We start from the raw sequence: 15,128 nt of genomic DNA on the forward strand, positions 1-15,128 counted from the left end.
GTTGCCGCGCACCGACCGGCTAGCCGCCAGGCGGCCTCGACCATCTCCCGAGGCAACTGCGCTCGCGCCGACCGACTCAGTACGACTTCGGCAGGCCGAGGGAGTGCATGGCGACGAAGTTGAGGATCATCTCCCGGCTCACCGGGGCGATCCGGCCGAGGCGGGCGGCGACGAGCATGTTGCCGAGGCCGTACTCCTGGGTCAGGCCGTTGCCGCCGTGGGTGTGCACCGCGACGTCGGTGGCGTTGCAGGCGACCTCGCCGGCGGCGTACTTGGCCATGTTGGCGTACTCGCCCGCGGTGAAGTCGTCGCCCGCGTCGTAGAGCGCCGCGGCCTTCTGCCACAGCAGGCGGGCCTGCTCCAGACTCGATCTTGACCTTCGCCAGCGGGTGCGCGATGCCCTGGTGGGCACCGATCGGCTGGTCCTTCCAGACCGAGCGCTCCTTGGCGTACGCCGTGGCCCGCTCCAGCGCGTAGCGCGCCAGGCCGCACGACATGGCCGCGCCCATGATCCGCTCGGGGTTGAGCCCGGCGAAGAGTCGCCACAGGCCGCCGTCCTCGTCGCCGACGAGCGCGTCGGCGGGCAGGCGGACGTCGTCGATGAAGAGGGTGAACTGCTTCTCCGGGGCCTGCCACGACATCGGGATGGGCTGCTTGGTGAAGCCCTCCGCGTCGGTCGGCACGACGAACAGGGCCGGCTTCAGCCTTGCCGGTCTTGGCGTCCTCGGTGCGGGCCACGATGAGCACCGACTGCGCCTCGTCGACGCCGGAGATGAAGGTCTTCTGGCCCTTGAGCACCCAGCCGTCGCCGTCGCGGGTCGCGGTGGTGGTGATCTGGTGGGAGTTGGAGCCGGCGTCGGCCTCGGTGATGCCGAAGGCCATCAGCAGGCTGCCGTCGGCGATGGCGGGCAGCCAGCGCTGCTTCTGCTCGTCGGTGCCGCAGCGGGCGATGATCGAACCACAGATCGCCGGCGAGACGACCATCATCAGCAGCGGGGCGCCGGCCGCGGCCGACTCCTCCAGCACCGCGGCCAGGTCGGCCATGCCACCGCCCCCGCCGCCGTGCTCCTCGGGGATGTTGACGCCGAGGAAGCCGGCCTGGCCCATCTCGAGCCACATCTCGGTCATCTTGCCGCCCTCGCGGGCCTGCTTCTCGACGAACTCACGGCCGTACTTGCCGGCCAGCCTTCCTGACCGCCTCGCGCAGCGCCACGCGCTCCTCGGGCTCGGTGAAAGTGCTCATCAGTCCTCCTCCTCCGAGGCGGCCTCGGCCGGCTCGACGACGGCGAGCACGGTGCCCGCCTCGACCTGCTGCCCGGCGGTGGCCGAGAGCTCGGTGACGGTGCCGGCGTACGGCGCCGCGATGGTGTGCTGCATCTTCATGGCCTCCATCACCAAGATGGGCTGGCCCTCGCTCACGACGTCGCCGACCGCGGCGCGCACAGTGACCACGCTGCCCGGCATCGGCGCCAGCAGCGAGCCCTCGGCGACCTGGGTGGAGGGGTCGACGAAGCGCGGCTTGCGGCGCAGCGCGACGTGGCCGAGCGAGGACTCGACGTCGACGCGGTCGGTGTCGCCGGGGTCGACGAACACCTCGAAGGTCCGGGCCACGCCGTCGACCTCGACCTCCACGCGGTCCGGGCCGGCGGCGGCCACGGTCACCGACTCGTGGTCGGCGGAGCGGAAGCGCCGGCCGCCGTACCAGCGCACGGGGAGCCTCCTCGTCGCCGTGCAGGAAGGTCGTCACCTGCGGCGCGGCGACGACGTTGCGCCAGCCGGCGGGGATCGCGCCCTGCACCGGACGTGACAGCCGGGCCCGCTCAGCGAGCGCGACGGCGGCCGCGAACGCCGACAAGCTCGACCGTGCCCTCGCCGCCGGGCGCGGCCGCGAGGGCGGCCAGGTCGGCGGTGTCGAGCCAGGTGGTGTGCATCCTCGCGCCCACCAGCACCGGGTCGCGCAGCAGGTTGACGAGCAGGTCGCGGTTGGTGACCAGGCCGTGCAGGCGGGCCTTCGCCAGCGCACCGGCGAGCCTGGCGCAGCGCCTGCTCGCGGGTCGGCGCGTGCACGATCACCTTGGCGATCATCGCGTCGTAGAACGTGCCGATCTCCTCGCCCGAGCCGACGCCCGAGTCCAGCCGGACGCCGTACGAAGCCGGGCCCTCGAAGGCGGAGACGACACCCGGCACGTCGAACCGGCTGATCCGCCCGCTCTGCGGCTGGTAGTCGTGCGCCGGGTCCTCGGCGTAGAGGCGGACCTCGACCGCGTGCCCGTTCGGCTCGCCGACGGAGACCGAGGGCGAGTGGCCCTCGGCCACGGCGATCTGCAGCGCGACCAGGTCGACGCCGTAGACCGCCTCGGTGACCGGGTGCTCCACCTGGAGGCGGGTGTTCATCTCCAGGAAGTAGAAGCGGTCCTTGGCCGGGTCGTAGAGGAACTCCACCGTGCCGGCGCCGCGGTAGTCGATCGCCTCCGCCGCGGCCCTCGCCGCGTCGTGGAGCGCGGTGCGGGTGGCCTCGGGCAGCGCGGGGGCGGGAGCCTCCTCGATCACCTTCTGGTGGCGGCGCTGCACCGAGCAGTCGCGCTCGCCGAGGACGATGGTGCCCTCCGGCGTGCCGAGCACCTGGACCTCGATGTGGCGCCCGCTCTCGACGTACGGCTCGACGAAGACCGTGCCGTCGCCGAAGGCGGACTCGGCCTCGGAGGAGGCCTTCTCGATCTCGCCGGCGAGCCTCGTCGAGCGCGCGCACGATCCGCATGCCGCGGCCACCGCCGCCCGCCGACGCCTTGACCAGCAGCGGGAGATCCTCCACAGAGGCCGTGTCCGCGGTGAAGTTGCCGAGGACCGGTACGCCCGCGGCCTCCATCGCCTTCTTGGACTCGATCTTCGAGCCCATCCGCTCGATGGAGGAGGGGTCCGGGCCGACCCAGGTCAGGCCGGCCTCGGCGACCTGGCGGGCGAAGGCGGCGTTCTCGGAGAGGAAGCCGTAGCCCGGGTGGATCGCGTCGGCGCCGGCCTTGCGGGCGGCCTCGATCACGAGGTCGCCGCGCAGGTAGGTCTCGCCGGGCGTGTTCCCCGGCAGCCGTACGGCGGCGTCCGCCTCGCGCACGAAGGGCATCCCCGCGTCGGCGTCGGAGTGCACGGCCACGGTCTCGATGCCGAGGTCGCGGCAGGTGCGGAAGACGCGGCGGGCGATCTCGCCGCGGTTGGCGACGAGCAGTCGGGTGATGGTCATGGGAGTCGCCCTCACATCCGGAAGACGCCGAAGTTCATGGCGCCCTCGATCGGCTGGTTGTCGATGACGGAGAGGCAGATGCCCAGCACCGTCCGGGTGTCGCGCGGGTCGATGACCCCGTCGTCGTAGACCATCCCGGACAGGACGTAGGGCAGCGACTGCTCCTCGATCTGGGTCTCCACCATCTCCTTGATGGCGACGAAGCCCTCGGCGTCGAAGACCTGGCCCTTCTTCTCCGCCGACTCGCGCGCGACGATCTCCAGCACGCCGGCGAGCCTGCGCCGGGCCCATCACCGAGGACTTCGCGGACGGCCGGTGAAGAGGAACCGTGGGTCGTAGGCGCGGCCGTTCATGCCGTAGTTCCCGGCGCCGTACGACGCGCCCATGATGACCGTCAGGTGCGGCACCTTCGAGTTGGAGACCGCGTTGATCATCATCGCGCCGTGCTTGATGATGCCGCCCTGCTCGTACTCCGCGCCGACCATGTAGCCGGTGGTGTTGTGCAGGAAGAGCAGCGGGGTGTCCTTCTGGTTGGCCAGCCTGGATGAACTGGGCGGCCTTCTGGGCCTCCTCGCTCATCAGCACGCCGCGGGCGTTGGCGAGGATGCCGATCGGGTGGCCGTGCAGCTTGGCCCATCCGACGCACAGCGCCGAGCCGTAGAGCGGCTTGAACTCGTCGAAGGCGAGACTCGTTGTCCGCGCCGGTGCCGTCGACGATGCGCAGGATCGCCTCGCGCGGGTCGAAGGGCTCCTTGAGGTCGGTCGGGATGAGGTCGAGCAGGCTCCTCGGGGTCGAGGTCCGGCTCGGCGAAGGGCGCGGTCGGGACATCGCCCTTCTTGCGCCAGTTGAGCCGGGCCACCGCCCGGCGGGCGAGCCGGATCGCGTCGTGCTCGTCGACGGCGAGGAAGTCGGAGGAGCCGGAGACCCGCGAGTGCATCTCGGCGCCGCCGAGGGTCTCGTCGTCGGACTCCTCGCCGGTCGCCATCTTCACCAGCGGCGGACCCGCCAGGAAGACCTTGGCCTGCTCCTTGACCATGATCACGTAGTCGCTCATGCCGGGGACGTAGGCGCCGCCCGCGGTGGAGTTGCCGAAGACCACCGAGATGGTCGGCTGCTTGCGGGCGCTGGACCGGGTCAGGTCGCGGAAGCCGCGCCCGCCGGGGATGAAGATCTCCTTCTGGGTGGGCAGGTCCGCGCCGCCGGACTCGGTGAGGTTGATCGAGGGGGAGCCCGTTCTTCTCGGCGATCTCCGCCGCCCGGAAGGACTTCTTCAACGACCACGGATTGAGGGCGCCGCCCTTCACCGTCGGGTCGTTGGCGACGATCATGACCTCGACGCCCTCGACGACGCCGATGCCCGTCACCAGGCTGGCACCGACCGCGAAGTCGCTGCCCCACCCGGCCAGCGGCATCGCCTCCAGGAACGCCGAGCCCTCGTCGACGAGCAGACTCGATGCGCTCGCGGGCGGTGAGCCTTGCCGCGCTCCTTGTGGCGGGCGATGTACTTGCCGCCGGCCTCGACGGCCTTGGCCTGCTCCGCGTGCAGTGCCTCGAGCTTGGCCTCCATGGCCGTACGACGCTCCTGCTCGGGGGTCTGCGTGGTCACGCCTCGCTCACCTCTTCAAGCACCGCCTTCATCCTCTCCAGGGTCGTGCGCATGCCGCGCTCGTTGGTCTTGCCGCGCAGCCGGCCCAGGAGGAGCCAGTAGCCGCGGACGTACCAGGCCGGCGTGAGCCGGAAGTACTCGGTGACCCGGGTGCCGCCGTTCTCGGCCTGCATCCGGTAGCCCCACGTGTTGATCGGGTTGGCGTCGAGCCCGACGCCGAACTCGAACACCTCGTTCTCCACGCACCTCGTCACGGTGCAGGGCGTCCAGTAGACCGGTCCCACGCCGTTGCGCTTCACGTGTCCCTTGAAGCGCGCGCCCACCGCCGGGCCGGTCGCCCCGTGGGTCCAGACGGCCTCGAAGGTCTCCGGGGAGAACTCCCCGATCCGGGTCACGTCGCTGACCAGCGCCCAGACGTCCTCGACGGGCGCCTTCATGTGCACCGTCACCTCGCCGCCCAGCGGCTTCACCAGGTTCATCGTCGCCCTCTCAGGAGTAGCCCAGCAGCCTTGGCCGCCAGGTCGGTCAGCACCTCGGTGGCACCGCCACCGATCGGCAGCAGGCGGACGTCGCGGTAGTGCCGCTCGACCTCGGACTCGCGCATGTAGCCCATCCCGCCGTGCAGCCTGGACGGCCTGGTCGGCCACCCACACCGCGGTGTCGACGGCGGTCTGCTTCGCCAGGCAGGCCTCGGCGATGACGTTCTCGCCCGCGACGTACCGCTCGGCGACCTCGAGGGTGTAGGTCCGTGCGATCGCGACCTGGCGGTGCATCTCGACGAGCCTTGGCGCGCACCACCTGGTTCTTCACCAGCGGCTTGCCGAAGGTCTCGCGGTCCTTGCAGTACTGCACGCTCAGGTTGAGGCAGCGCAGCGCGTGGCCGTAGCCCATCAGCGCCAGGAAGATCCGCTCGGTGACGAAGTTCTCGGCGATGTAGTAGAACCCGTGGTTCTCCTGCCCGACGAGGTTGCCGAGCGGGACCCGCACGTCGACGTACGACAGGCTCGCCGGTGTCGGAGGCCAGCCAGCCCATCTTGTCGAGCTTTGCGCGACACGGTGAAGCCGGGCGTGCCCTTCGGCACCACGATCATCGAGATGCCGTGCGCGCCCTGCTCACCGGTGCGGACCGCGGTGGTGACGAAGTCGCCGCGGACGCTGGAGGTGATGAAGGTCTTCGCCCCGTTGATCACCCAGTGGTCGCCGTCGCGGACCGCACGCGTGCTGATGCTCGCGACGTCGGAGCCGGTGCCCGGCTCGGTGACGGCCATCGAGCCGATCAGGTCGCCGGCCAGCGTGGGGCGCACCCAGGCGTCGACCGACTCCGGGCTGCCGTTCTGGATGATGTGCGGGATCGCGATGCCGTGGGTGAAGGCGCTGGCCATGGCGCCGCCGGACCAGCCGGCCTCCATGAACCCCTCCTGGGCGGCGCAGATGTCGAGCAGGGTGCCGCCGTCGCCGCCGACCTCCTCCGGTACGCCGACACCGAGCAGGCCCGCGTGGGCGAGCTTCTTCTGCAGGCTCGCGCGGCGAGCTCGCCGTCCTTCTCCCACTGGTCGAGGTAGGGCGTCACCTCGCGCTGGGTGAAGGCGATGGCGGACTGCTTGAGGGCGCGCTGCTCCTCGGTCCAGCCGTGGTCGAAGTTCTGGTCATACCAAGTCCTCCTGGATGTGGACGATGCGGCTGCGGACCCACTCGCCCAGGCCCTTGGCCTGCGGGTCGAACCGGGTGGACGCGGCGACACCGTCGCCGAGCAAGCCGTGGATCACGACGTTGACGGCGCCGAGGTTCGGCAGCACGTAGACGTCGATGTCGAGGTCCTTCGCCTCGGGCACCAGGCTCGCGGATCTTGCGGTCCTTGACGATCTTGGCGAGCCACTGCACGCGCGCCTCGTACTTGTCCGAGCCGTCGTTCTTCACCCACAGGCCGAGGTTGGCGTTGCCGCCCTTGTCCCCGGAGCGGGCGTGCACGAAGGTGCCCAGCGGCATGCGACGGGTGATCGTGTCCGCCGGCGCGGGGTACGGCGAGGGCCGCTTGCCCAGGTCGCCGTCGAGCTCCTCGGCACTGGCGAACTCGGTGGGGTCGGCGATCACCTCGCGAGTGCCGTCGTGGTGGACCACGGTGTGCTCGACGGCGCTCCGGTCGACGTACTCGGGGCGGTAGATGCCGAACGGGCTGGGCTTCTGCGGCGGCGTGGTCATGGTGAAACCGGGGTAGGCTCGCGAGCGCGAGACTCGACGGCGGGGCCGGTGAACGGCTTGCCGAGCGGGCCGGCATCGGCGTCCTTGCCGATGCAGCGCAGGATCACCGAGGCGCCCTCCTCGGTCTCGGAGTCGCCGCCGCGGGCGGGCGTCTGCGCCCAGGTCACCTCGGCGGCGGTGAGCTGCGGGCCGAGCCTGCGCACGCAGCCACTCCGCCTTCGCGTCGACGTCGAGGCCGGTGAGCACGAACTCCACCTGGTTGCGGTAGCCGCCGAGGGTGTTGACCGCGACCTTGAGCCGCTCCGGCGGAGGCGCCCCGGTCACACCGGTGATCTCGACCCGGTCGGCGGCCTGCTGGCGCAGCCGGATCGAGTCGAGCCGGGTGGTGACGTCGGGGTTGAGGTAGCGCGTGGACTGGATCTCGTAGAGCAGCCTGCGCGGTGACCGTGTCGACGGTGACCGCCCCGCCGGTGCCGGCGTGCTTGGTGATCACGCTGCTGCCGTCGGCGGCGACCTCGGCGATCGGGAAGCCGAGCGGCTTGTCCATCGGGGCGCCGGCGCGGAACAGGTCGGTGAAGCCGGAGAAGTTCCCACCGGTGGCCTGGGTGCCGCACTCGATGACGTGCCCGGCGACGACGGCGCCGGCCAGGGCGTCGTGGTCGGTCGGCGTCCAGCCGTGGTGGGCGATCGCGGGGCCGACGACGACGCTGGCGTCGGTCACGCGCCCGGTGACGACGATGTCGGCGCCACGGGTCAGGGCGGAGGCGATGCCGAAGGCCCCCAGGTAGGCGTTGGCGGTGAGCGCGCCCTCGAACAGGTTCGCCGCGCGCAGGTCGTCGCCCTCGACGTGGGCGACCTTCGCGTCGAGACCCAGACTCGGCCGCGAGCTTCTGCACCTGCGTCGCCAGGCCCGCCGGGTTGAGCCCGCCGGCGTTGGTGACGATCTTGACGCCCTTGTCGAGCGCCGGGCCGAGGGTGCCCTCCAGCCTGACGCAGGAAGGTCCGGGCGTAGCCGAGGTCGGCGTCGCGCAGGGTGTCCATGCCGAGGATGAGCATGGTCGACTCGGCGAGGTAGTCGCCGGTGATCACGTCGACCTCGCCGCCCTCCAGCCTGCTCCCGCAGCGCGGAGAGCCGGTCGCCGTAGAAGCCGCTGCAGTTGGCGATCTTAATGCTGGTCATCGGGGGTCCCTCCCGCCGCCGGCCGGTCCGGCGAACGCCTGCGCGATCCTCAGCCACTTCTCGGCGTCCGTGCCGACGGCGACCAGGTCCGTGTCGTCACGGTGCACCCGCTGGGTGACCAGGCTGGCAGAAGTCGTACGCCGAGCCGGTGACCTTCTGGGAGGCGTCCTCCGGCCCCCACGTCCAGGTCGCGCCGCTGGGCGCGGTCAGCTCGACGCGGAACTCCTCGCCCGGAGCCTCGAGGCCGTTGTTGGCGTAGGCGAAGTTGCGGGTGCGCACGCCGATGTGGGCGACGTGGCGGATCCGGTCGGTCACCTCCGGGCGGGCGCCGATCGCGTCGTAGACGTCGAGGGCGTGCGCCCAGGTCTCCATGTAGCGCGCCGTCGCCATCGACGTGGGCGCCATCGGCGGGCCGAACCAGGGCATCTTGAGTCCGTCCGGGTAGGCCCGCAGTGCGTCGGTGAGGGCGGGACGGGCGGCGTCCCAGCGCGACAGCAGCGCCTCGGGCGCCTCCTTGCCGATCCGCAGCGCCTCGGTGTCCACGAAGCCGGTCGGGTCGGCGATCGCGTCGAGCACCACGGCGTCCCAGGCCTGCTTGCCCTCGTCGGTGAGCGAGCCGGCCGCGAGCACGGCGACCTCGTCGGTCCACAGCAGGTGGGCGACCGTGGTCGCCACGTCCCAGCCCTCGGCGGGGGTCGCGGTGCGCCAGCCCGCCTCGTCGAGGGAGGCGACCGCTGCTCGCAGCCTGGTCGCCCTCCGCGGTCAGGTCGGCGACCACGTCGTCGAGGACACTCATCGGTTCTCCTGGGAGTCGGGGTCGAGGGCGGCGTCGAGCGTGCGCGCCCACTGGGTGAGGATCCGGCGGCGCCGACGCGCGTCGTCGCCGAGCGTGTTGGCCAGGCCCAGGCCGCGGACCAGGTCGAGGGTGGCCTGCACCAGCTCGCGGACGCCGGGGCGCGACTCGTCCGCGCCCAGCAGGCTCGACGGTCAGCCGGTGGGTCTCGCGGCCCACCCGCTGCTCCAGCGGCGCGACCGCCTCCAGCAGCGCGGGATCCGTGCGGGCCGCTACCCACAGACTCCAGCGCCGCGGTGAACACCGGGGAGGCGAAGTGGTCGCCCAGCATCTCGATGATGGCGGCCGTGCGGTGCCTGCCCCGCGGCAGCCGGGCCACCGCAGCCTCCAGGTCCGAGCCCCGGATCTCGGTCAGGTGGGTCACCGCCGCGACGACCAGGTCGTTCTTGGTCGGGAAGTGGTGCAGCTTGGGCCCCGCGGCTGACGCCGGCGCGCTCGGAGACCAACGTGGTCGTCGTGCCGCTGAAGCCGCGCTCGACCAGCAGGCTCGACCGTCGCCTCCATCAGCCGCTGCCGCATGGCGCGGGTGCGCTCCTCCTGCGGCACGCGGGTGGTGGCGGTCATGGGCCCAGCATGGCCCCCGACAAACAAACAGTCAAGACTGACTGTTAGTCGCTTGAGGAGGCCACGCAGTTGCCGCTGCGCCTGAGGGAAGGGCCGTGGTGATTCGCCGACCCGCCAGGGAAGAGTCGAGCCGGCTTGTCGCGACCGCCCGGGCGAGCGGTACAACGCTTGTAAGGGTTCACCCGCACCAGGGCCCAGCCCTCCACCACCGGAGCATTATTTCCGGAACGACCATACGAGTATGAGCCGTCAACCTTCGTTATGACATTTGGTGTCGGCCCCCGTACTGCTTCAGATCAATCGCCGGGCTATGCCGCAAGATCTGCCGCGCGCGTGTCGCACTCGCGGATCAGCACGGTCGCCGGTGGTGACATCCGGGGTTTATCAGTCGCGGTCGAAAGAGTGATTGCAGCGGCATTGCACGTCTGCCAAACTCAGCGGCTAGACCTTACTCTTGGGGAGGATTTGACCGTGCAACCACTCATCTCAGGCTGGTCACGGAGGACGCGCGGCACCGTCCTCGCGGTGCTCGCAGCCATCGCAACGGTCTTCGCGGGGCTGGCGATGCCAGCCACTGCGGACGAGCCGTTCAGTCCCTACTACCGATGCGTCGAGGGCAAGCCTCCCTACGCCGTCTTCGTGGAGTCGGAGGAGGACAAGGCTGCCATCGCGAACCTGAAACAGGACTACTTCCCGAACTCCGCCGTGGGGTGCCTGGGCTTCCCCGACCTTTGGGACGATGTTCCCGATCCCCGAATGGCGGAAGCACTTTGGCGGATCGGCGACGGAACCTGGCGCACCGAGGACATCAACTACATCAAGACCGACCCCGAGATTGCGGCTCAGGTCCCTGACCCATCTCAGCCCATCGAACTGGGCGCCGATCAGGGAGAGGACGAGGTCCCGCCTGAGGGAGCGGCTGGGAAGTCGTCCACCCCCGGTGTCGCCGCCGCAACGTCCGCGAACTGCGGCGGCTGGGTGCGGGCTTGGTTCAAGCGCAAGTCCACCCTGGGGTTCACGACCTACAAGTACTTCAACAAGATCTACTACTGCACCACGGGGTGGAAGGTAACGAGGTGGGTAAACCGCTTCGACTACTGGGAAAACCCGGACGTTGTCGCGTACTGGCGTGAGAAGACGCTCGACCAGCAGGGTGGCATTGGCACCGAACAGGCCTGGTCCAGGATCGAGCGCCACGTTGAGTCTCTGTATCGTGAAGTTCGGTTGCTACGCTATTTACTACCCCTGGATCGAGATCCGGCTGAAGGCTAACGGCACGTTCACCTACTCAGGACACGCATGATGTTCCGCGCAATCGTCATCACTGCACTGGTGTACTTGGGCGCCTTTGCCCTGATCGTTGCGGTGAGTCAGCTCGGCGCTACCGTCGGCTCCGTTGAGGTCGGGCTGGTGCTTCTGGTGGCGATCGCTGTGCATGTCATGTTGATCAGGCAGGCTCGCCCGGAGCGACTGCGCGACTAGTCCCTTCGCACGCAGAAACCCCCTTGTCCGTCAGTCGGCGGCAAGGGGGTTTCTCGTCGTCAAGACGCACCGGGTTCGCTAGCGCGGCCTCCCATGCGCGGACCGCCACGAGGAACCGGTCGAAGGCGTCCCGGTCCCCGATCGCGTTCACGAATCCGGACGCGGCTGTGGCGACCTCTTCGGCGAGGTCGTGACGCTGCTCGGCGGCGGCGAAGGTCTCCTCAACCAGCACCGCGATGTCGACGGCGAGCACGGCCGCGAGGTGGTCCAGAAGTCGAAACGTGGGCCAGCGGCTGCCGGTCTCGGGCGGGCTATACGAGAGGCGTTCGGGGACCGCGTCGCGATCACCGTCGTGCCCCTTAGCGACCGGTCGGTCACTCCCGGTGCCGACGAAGCGCGTGATTCCGGCCGGGTCGGCACGGACGCCGGAGGGCGAGAGGGCGAAGCGCAGGCTGAGGCGGGACTCTCTTCGCTCGACGGGTCAGGTTGGACTGTTCGTAGAATCCCCTCACCCCAGGCGCGCCGTCATCGGCAGCCGACCCCGCGCGCACGCCCCCACGACCAGTGCGGTGATCAGCGGCAGGCCCACGACGACGACCAGGACCAGCAGCCAGGGGACGGCGAGCACCGTCGCGCCGGTCTCGTAGTCCTGGGTGAGCGGGCGGCTCACGGCCAGGCCCGGGACGAAGCCCACCGGGGCACCGAGCAGCGCACCGACGAAGCCCACCACCGCGGCGTACGACGCTGCGACGGCGCGCCTCGTCCGGGGCCGTGCGCCGACGGCGGCCATCGTGGCCAGGTCCGGACGAGCGTCGGAGAGGGCGAGGAAGGTCGCGGTCAAGGTGCCGCCGAGCATCAGGACCAGGCCGAGGGCGACGAGGACCGCGCGGATGACCTTGACGTCCGTCCCGGTCTGGTAGCCGCGCTCGACGTAGAGGTAGCCGCCGTTCGACATCGCCGACATGGCCTCGGTGATGTCCTGCTGCGCGGCGCGACTGATCGGGCCCGGCAGCAGCAGGCCGATGGTCGTGCGCTCCAGACCGATCCGCTGGACCAGGCGGGGCGCGAGGACGGCCATCACCGGCGACGCGCGGATCACCGTCACGACGCGGGCCGGCGCCGTCGCCGAGCCCGTGCGCACCGGGCCGGTGGCCGACGCGTCGGTCTCCGGGGAGGACCGCAGCACGTCCACCGTCACCTGGTCCCCGGCGAGCCGGGGAGCCGGACCGGCTCCGTCCCGAGCGCCCGGCTCGGTCAGCAGGACGATGCCGTCCCGGGAGAGCACCGCGTCGGCACGCTGGCGTTCCGCCTCCGTCATGCCCATCCAGTCGGGGATCCCGCTCGCGACGAGGTACGGCGAGCCCAGGCTCGACATGTACTCCAGACTCGAGCACGTCCTCGCCCTCGCGGAACTGCAGACTCGTCGAAGCCGCCCTCGTCGTCCCAGGTCTTGACCCCCTCCAGGGGGATCGCCCGGTCGGCCGGCAGCGAGCGGGCGAGCACCGTCTCGATGGCCGCGCGATCGCTGCCGTCGCCGATCGAGACCGAGCCGTAGCCCTCCTGCAGCCTGCGGGGAGTAGCGCTCCGCGTTGGCGACCTCCTGGCTGTTGAGCGCGATGCCCAGCGCGACGACGCCGGCGACGGTGGCGCCGACGGCCGCGACCGCGGGGACCGTGCGGGTGCGGTGCCGGGCGGCGTCGCGGGTCGCGAAGCGCAGCGCGAGCGGCAGCCGGGCCGCCAGCCGAGCAGCGAGGGCCACCGCGACCGGGACCAGCAGGATCATGCCGAGCACGGAGACCAGAGCCGAGCCGGCGACCAACGCCGGTGCGGCCGAGCCCGGTCCGCTGCCCAGCACGGCGGCGACGACGCCCACGCCGAGCAGGACCACCCCGACCAGGGGCGAGCGGCGGCCGGGGAGTCCCTCGCCGCGACGCCCGGCGAGCACGGCCACGACGTCCTGGCGCGAGGCCGAGAGGGCAGGTACGACGGCCGCGAGCAGCGCCGAGACGATGCCGAAGGCGACGACGGGCACCAGCAGCAGCCACGGCACGTCGAACGGCCCGAAGCGGGTCACGTCGAAGTGCTGGGCCACCGGCACGGCCAGTGCTCCGGCGGCGATGCCGAGGGTGACGCCCACGGTGGCGCCGACGAGGCCGACCACGACCCCCGTCGCCAGCACGGTACGACGCGCCTGGCGCGGCGTGCCGCCGGTCGCCGCCACCAGGGCGAGGGTGTGCGCCTGGGCCTTGGCCCGCACGGCGAACGCCGGGCCGGCGAGCAGCACGACCTCGAGGATCACCATCGCCACGATCGTGGCGAGGGCGGTCAGCGCCGCCTGGTCGGTCCCGCCGTCGTCCACGAGTCTCGGGCGCGAGCGCGGAGTCCGGTGGGGGGGTCGGTGAGGACCGCGCGGGAGGCGCCGATGAACCCGGCCGCGTTGAGTGCCCGGACGTCCGCCCAGGTCACCGGGCCGCCACCGACGAGCCACCGGCCGAAGCCCTCGACGGTGCCGAAGGTGGCAGGGGCGCCGACGACGAAGGGAGCGCCGCGGGTGTCGGTCGCCTCGACGATCCCCGCGACCCGGACCTGGATCCGCCGCTCCTTGCCGTCGACGGCACGCAGCAGGGTCAGCCTGCTCGCCGATGCCCGGCCCGCGCTCGACGACCTCCGGGCTGACGAGCACCTCCCCCGGCCCGGGACTCCTCGCCCCGGCGACGTGCTCGAAGAGGCCGGCGGTGAGCGGGCTGGCGAGGTCGGTGGCGACGACGCTCACGTCCGCGCGGCCCTTGTCGGTCACGAAGACGAGCGAGTCCCGCAGGTAGGGCACGATCGGGCGCTCGTCGCCGAGCACGGCGCGCAGGTCGCGCTCGGTGCGCTGCGTGGGCGCGGCCTCCTCGCTGTAGCTCGACCCGCTCGTCGGGGTCGCCGGCCTGGTAGACGACGCTCGAGCCGCTGTCCTCGACCACGGCCGCCGCGGCGCCCATCCGCCGCTGGATGCTCTCCACGGAGGACACGTCCTGGGTGCGCCACACGATCGCCGCCGCGGTGACGGCCAGCACGGGCAGCGCGATCAGCAGCAGCATGAGCAGCGTCTGGCCCTTGCGACGCACGGCCTCGCGGCGGGCCAGCCTCAGGGCGACCCGCCACCCGCCCCGCGTGCTCATCGGGTGGCCGGCTCGGTCAGCGACTCGACCGGGTCCGCCCCGGTCTCGTCGATCACCACGCCGTCACGCAGGAAGACGACCCGGTCGGCCCAGGCCGCGTGCCGCGCCTCGTGGGTGACCATGACACCGGCCGCTCCCGCGTCACAGCGGGCACGCAGCAGCCGCAGGATCTCCTCACCGGTCTCGGTGTCGAGCGCGCCGGTGGGCTCGTCGGCGAGGATCAGCCGGCGGTCGGCCACGACCGCGCGGGCGATCGCGACCCGCTGCTGCTGCCCGCCGGACATGTCGTCGGGGAAGCGGTCGGCGAGGTCACCGATGCCCACCTCCGTCAGCGCACGCCGCGCCTCCTCCCGGGCCTGGCGGGCCGGGACCCCGTCCAGGCTCGCGCGGCAGGGCGACGTTCTCGGCGGCGGTCAGCGCCGGGATGAGGTTGAAGTCCTGGAAGACGTACCCGATCGAGGTCCGGCGCATCCGCGCGCGACCCTCCGCCGACAGTCCGGCCAGGTCGGTGCCCTCGACGTGCACCGCGCCGGCGGTCGGGGTGTCCAGCCCGCCGGCGATGGTCAGCAGGGTCGACTTGCCGGAGCCCGAGGGCCCCATCACCGCGACCAGCCTCCCCGGCGGAGGCCGTGAACGAGATCCGGTCGAGCGCGCGCACCTCGCCGGCGCCCGAGCCGTGCACCCGGCTCACCTCGCTCAGCCGCAGCACCACGCTCATCGCGCGGCCTTCGGGACCGGGACGGCGACGGTCCGGCGGGTCCGGCGGGTCCGGCTCAGCCGGTCCCGCGCGTCGGCGAGCCAGCGCCGCTCGACGCTGTCGAGGCGCCGGGCCTGGTCGAGGACG

The 15,128-nt window shown here is 71.6% G+C and carries 16 protein-coding genes and 14 pseudogenes; 1 reads left to right on the forward strand and 29 read right to left on the reverse strand.

The window, feature by feature from the left end; genetic code table 11:
- Window positions 1-76: 76 nt before the first annotated feature.
- The 25 genes and pseudogenes from G5V59_RS20985 to G5V59_RS21100 form a co-directional block, all read right to left on the reverse strand.
- On the reverse strand, window positions 77-412 hold the full coding sequence (locus G5V59_RS20985; protein WP_278257755.1) for an acyl-CoA dehydrogenase family protein: 336 nt from the start codon (window positions 410-412) through the stop codon (window positions 77-79).
- Window positions 413-422: 10 nt separating this feature from the next.
- Window positions 423-641 (reverse strand): annotated as a pseudogene (locus G5V59_RS37310) (acyl-CoA dehydrogenase family protein); the annotation flags it as partial.
- A gap of 127 nt (window positions 642-768) precedes the next feature.
- Window positions 769-1,128: pseudogene (locus tag G5V59_RS20995) on the reverse strand (acyl-CoA dehydrogenase family protein); the annotation flags it as partial.
- A 34-nt stretch (window positions 1,129-1,162) separates the two neighbouring features.
- Window positions 1,163-1,321 (reverse strand): annotated as a pseudogene (locus G5V59_RS21000) (hypothetical protein); the annotation flags it as partial.
- A pseudogene (locus tag G5V59_RS21005) lies at window positions 1,315-1,464 on the reverse strand (biotin/lipoyl-containing protein); the annotation flags it as partial. The pseudogenes G5V59_RS21005 and G5V59_RS21000, both read right to left, overlap by 7 nt.
- A gap of 279 nt (window positions 1,465-1,743) precedes the next feature.
- Window positions 1,744-2,769 carry a hypothetical protein gene (locus tag G5V59_RS21010; RefSeq protein ID WP_278257756.1) on the reverse strand — a complete coding sequence of 342 codons (1,026 nt, stop codon included), beginning with the start codon at window positions 2,767-2,769 and terminating at the stop codon, window positions 1,744-1,746.
- A 193-nt stretch (window positions 2,770-2,962) separates the two neighbouring features.
- A pseudogene (locus G5V59_RS21015) lies at window positions 2,963-3,235 on the reverse strand (biotin carboxylase N-terminal domain-containing protein); the annotation flags it as partial.
- An 11-nt stretch (window positions 3,236-3,246) separates the two neighbouring features.
- Window positions 3,247-3,720: pseudogene (locus tag G5V59_RS21020) on the reverse strand (carboxyl transferase domain-containing protein).
- Between the two features lie 112 nt (window positions 3,721-3,832).
- Window positions 3,833-4,081 (reverse strand): annotated as a pseudogene (locus G5V59_RS21025) (carboxyl transferase domain-containing protein); the annotation flags it as partial.
- A pseudogene (locus tag G5V59_RS21030) lies at window positions 4,054-4,455 on the reverse strand (carboxyl transferase domain-containing protein); the annotation flags it as partial. The pseudogenes G5V59_RS21030 and G5V59_RS21025, both read right to left, overlap by 28 nt.
- Before the next feature lie 61 nt (window positions 4,456-4,516).
- A pseudogene (locus G5V59_RS21035) lies at window positions 4,517-4,648 on the reverse strand (carboxyl transferase domain-containing protein); the annotation flags it as partial.
- Window positions 4,597-4,842, reverse strand: a complete 246-nt coding sequence (locus G5V59_RS21040) for a hypothetical protein (RefSeq protein WP_278257757.1) — start codon at window positions 4,840-4,842, stop codon at window positions 4,597-4,599. The pseudogene G5V59_RS21035 and the gene G5V59_RS21040, both read right to left, overlap by 52 nt.
- Complete coding sequence (locus G5V59_RS21045; RefSeq protein ID WP_278259969.1) at window positions 4,839-5,321, reverse strand: SRPBCC family protein; 483 nt, start codon at window positions 5,319-5,321, stop codon at window positions 4,839-4,841. The genes G5V59_RS21040 and G5V59_RS21045 overlap by 4 nt, the downstream gene beginning before the upstream one ends.
- Window positions 5,318-5,455 carry an acyl-CoA dehydrogenase family protein gene (locus tag G5V59_RS21050; protein ID WP_341351272.1) on the reverse strand — a complete coding sequence of 46 codons (138 nt, stop codon included), beginning with the start codon at window positions 5,453-5,455 and terminating at the stop codon, window positions 5,318-5,320. Before G5V59_RS21050 ends, G5V59_RS21045 begins: the two co-directional genes overlap by 4 nt.
- 49 nt (window positions 5,456-5,504) lie before the next feature.
- A pseudogene (locus G5V59_RS21055) lies at window positions 5,505-5,615 on the reverse strand (hypothetical protein); the annotation flags it as partial.
- Window positions 5,616-5,685: 70 nt separating this feature from the next.
- A pseudogene (locus G5V59_RS21060) lies at window positions 5,686-5,733 on the reverse strand (hypothetical protein); the annotation flags it as partial.
- Complete coding sequence (locus tag G5V59_RS21065) at window positions 5,733-6,392, reverse strand: acyl-CoA dehydrogenase family protein (protein WP_278257758.1); 660 nt, start codon at window positions 6,390-6,392, stop codon at window positions 5,733-5,735. The pseudogene G5V59_RS21060 and the gene G5V59_RS21065, both read right to left, overlap by 1 nt.
- 16 nt (window positions 6,393-6,408) lie before the next feature.
- Complete coding sequence (locus G5V59_RS21070; protein ID WP_278257759.1) at window positions 6,409-7,041, reverse strand: hypothetical protein; 633 nt, start codon at window positions 7,039-7,041, stop codon at window positions 6,409-6,411.
- Window positions 7,038-7,208: a hypothetical protein gene (locus G5V59_RS21075; RefSeq protein WP_278257760.1), complete on the reverse strand. Its 171-nt coding sequence runs from the start codon at window positions 7,206-7,208 to the stop codon at window positions 7,038-7,040. Before G5V59_RS21075 ends, G5V59_RS21070 begins: the two co-directional genes overlap by 4 nt.
- 73 nt (window positions 7,209-7,281) lie before the next feature.
- Window positions 7,282-7,473: pseudogene (locus G5V59_RS21080) on the reverse strand (acyclic terpene utilization AtuA family protein); the annotation flags it as partial.
- Between the two features lie 61 nt (window positions 7,474-7,534).
- A pseudogene (locus tag G5V59_RS21085) lies at window positions 7,535-7,882 on the reverse strand (acyclic terpene utilization AtuA family protein); the annotation flags it as partial.
- Window positions 7,795-8,097: a hypothetical protein gene (locus G5V59_RS37315; RefSeq protein ID WP_341351273.1), complete on the reverse strand. Its 303-nt coding sequence runs from the start codon at window positions 8,095-8,097 to the stop codon at window positions 7,795-7,797. The pseudogene G5V59_RS21085 and the gene G5V59_RS37315, both read right to left, overlap by 88 nt.
- A gap of 220 nt (window positions 8,098-8,317) precedes the next feature.
- Window positions 8,318-8,965, reverse strand: a complete 648-nt coding sequence (locus tag G5V59_RS21090) for a TIGR03084 family metal-binding protein (RefSeq protein WP_278259971.1) — start codon at window positions 8,963-8,965, stop codon at window positions 8,318-8,320.
- Window positions 8,966-9,013: 48 nt separating this feature from the next.
- Window positions 9,014-9,157, reverse strand: coding sequence for a hypothetical protein (locus G5V59_RS21095; protein WP_278257761.1), 144 nt, complete (start codon window positions 9,155-9,157; stop codon window positions 9,014-9,016).
- Window positions 9,158-9,286: 129 nt separating this feature from the next.
- Entirely contained in the window at window positions 9,287-9,520 is a 234-nt protein-coding gene (locus G5V59_RS21100) for a hypothetical protein (RefSeq protein ID WP_278257762.1), read from the reverse strand.
- 643 nt (window positions 9,521-10,163) lie between these two features.
- On the opposite strand from G5V59_RS21100, the gene G5V59_RS21105 reads away from it, so the two are divergent.
- The gene (locus tag G5V59_RS21105; protein ID WP_278257763.1) at window positions 10,164-10,910 is read left to right on the forward strand and encodes a hypothetical protein; all 747 of its coding nucleotides are present in this window, start codon (window positions 10,164-10,166) and stop codon (window positions 10,908-10,910) included.
- A 175-nt stretch (window positions 10,911-11,085) separates the two neighbouring features.
- Here the strand turns inward: G5V59_RS21105 and G5V59_RS21110 are convergent, their stop codons facing one another.
- From G5V59_RS21110 to G5V59_RS21120, 4 genes and pseudogenes are all read right to left on the reverse strand, one after another.
- Window positions 11,086-11,373 carry a hypothetical protein gene (locus G5V59_RS21110; RefSeq protein ID WP_278257764.1) on the reverse strand — a complete coding sequence of 96 codons (288 nt, stop codon included), beginning with the start codon at window positions 11,371-11,373 and terminating at the stop codon, window positions 11,086-11,088.
- 255 nt (window positions 11,374-11,628) lie between these two features.
- The gene (locus G5V59_RS21115; protein ID WP_341351274.1) at window positions 11,629-13,422 is read right to left on the reverse strand and encodes an FtsX-like permease family protein; all 1,794 of its coding nucleotides are present in this window, start codon (window positions 13,420-13,422) and stop codon (window positions 11,629-11,631) included.
- Window positions 13,423-13,747: 325 nt separating this feature from the next.
- Window positions 13,748-14,284, reverse strand: a complete 537-nt coding sequence (locus tag G5V59_RS37320) for a hypothetical protein (RefSeq protein ID WP_341350996.1) — start codon at window positions 14,282-14,284, stop codon at window positions 13,748-13,750.
- Window positions 14,281-15,002 (reverse strand): annotated as a pseudogene (locus G5V59_RS21120) (ABC transporter ATP-binding protein). The gene G5V59_RS37320 and the pseudogene G5V59_RS21120 overlap by 4 nt, the downstream one beginning before the upstream one ends.
- Window positions 15,003-15,128 lie beyond the last annotated feature (126 nt).

The sequence above is a fragment of the Nocardioides convexus genome, from assembly GCF_011090295.1.

Bases quoted from the DNA above. Each gene is read 5' to 3' on its own strand.
- G5V59_RS21045 (WP_278259969.1), bottom strand. From the start codon at position 5,321: ATGAACCTGGTGAAGCCGCTGGGCGGCGAGGTGACGGTGCACATGAAG.
- G5V59_RS21050 (WP_341351272.1), bottom strand. From the start codon at position 5,455: ATGGGCTACATGCGCGAGTCCGAGGTCGAGCGGCACTACCGCGACGTC.
- G5V59_RS21070 (WP_278257759.1), bottom strand. From the start codon at position 7,041: ATGACCACGCCGCCGCAGAAGCCCAGCCCGTTCGGCATCTACCGCCCC.
- G5V59_RS37315 (WP_341351273.1), bottom strand. From the start codon at position 8,097: ATGCTCATCCTCGGCATGGACACCCTGCGCGACGCCGACCTCGGCTAC.
- G5V59_RS21115 (WP_341351274.1), bottom strand. From the start codon at position 13,422: ATGGTGATCCTCGAGGTCGTGCTGCTCGCCGGCCCGGCGTTCGCCGTG.
- G5V59_RS37320 (WP_341350996.1), bottom strand. From the start codon at position 14,284: ATGAGCACGCGGGGCGGGTGGCGGGTCGCCCTGAGGCTGGCCCGCCGC.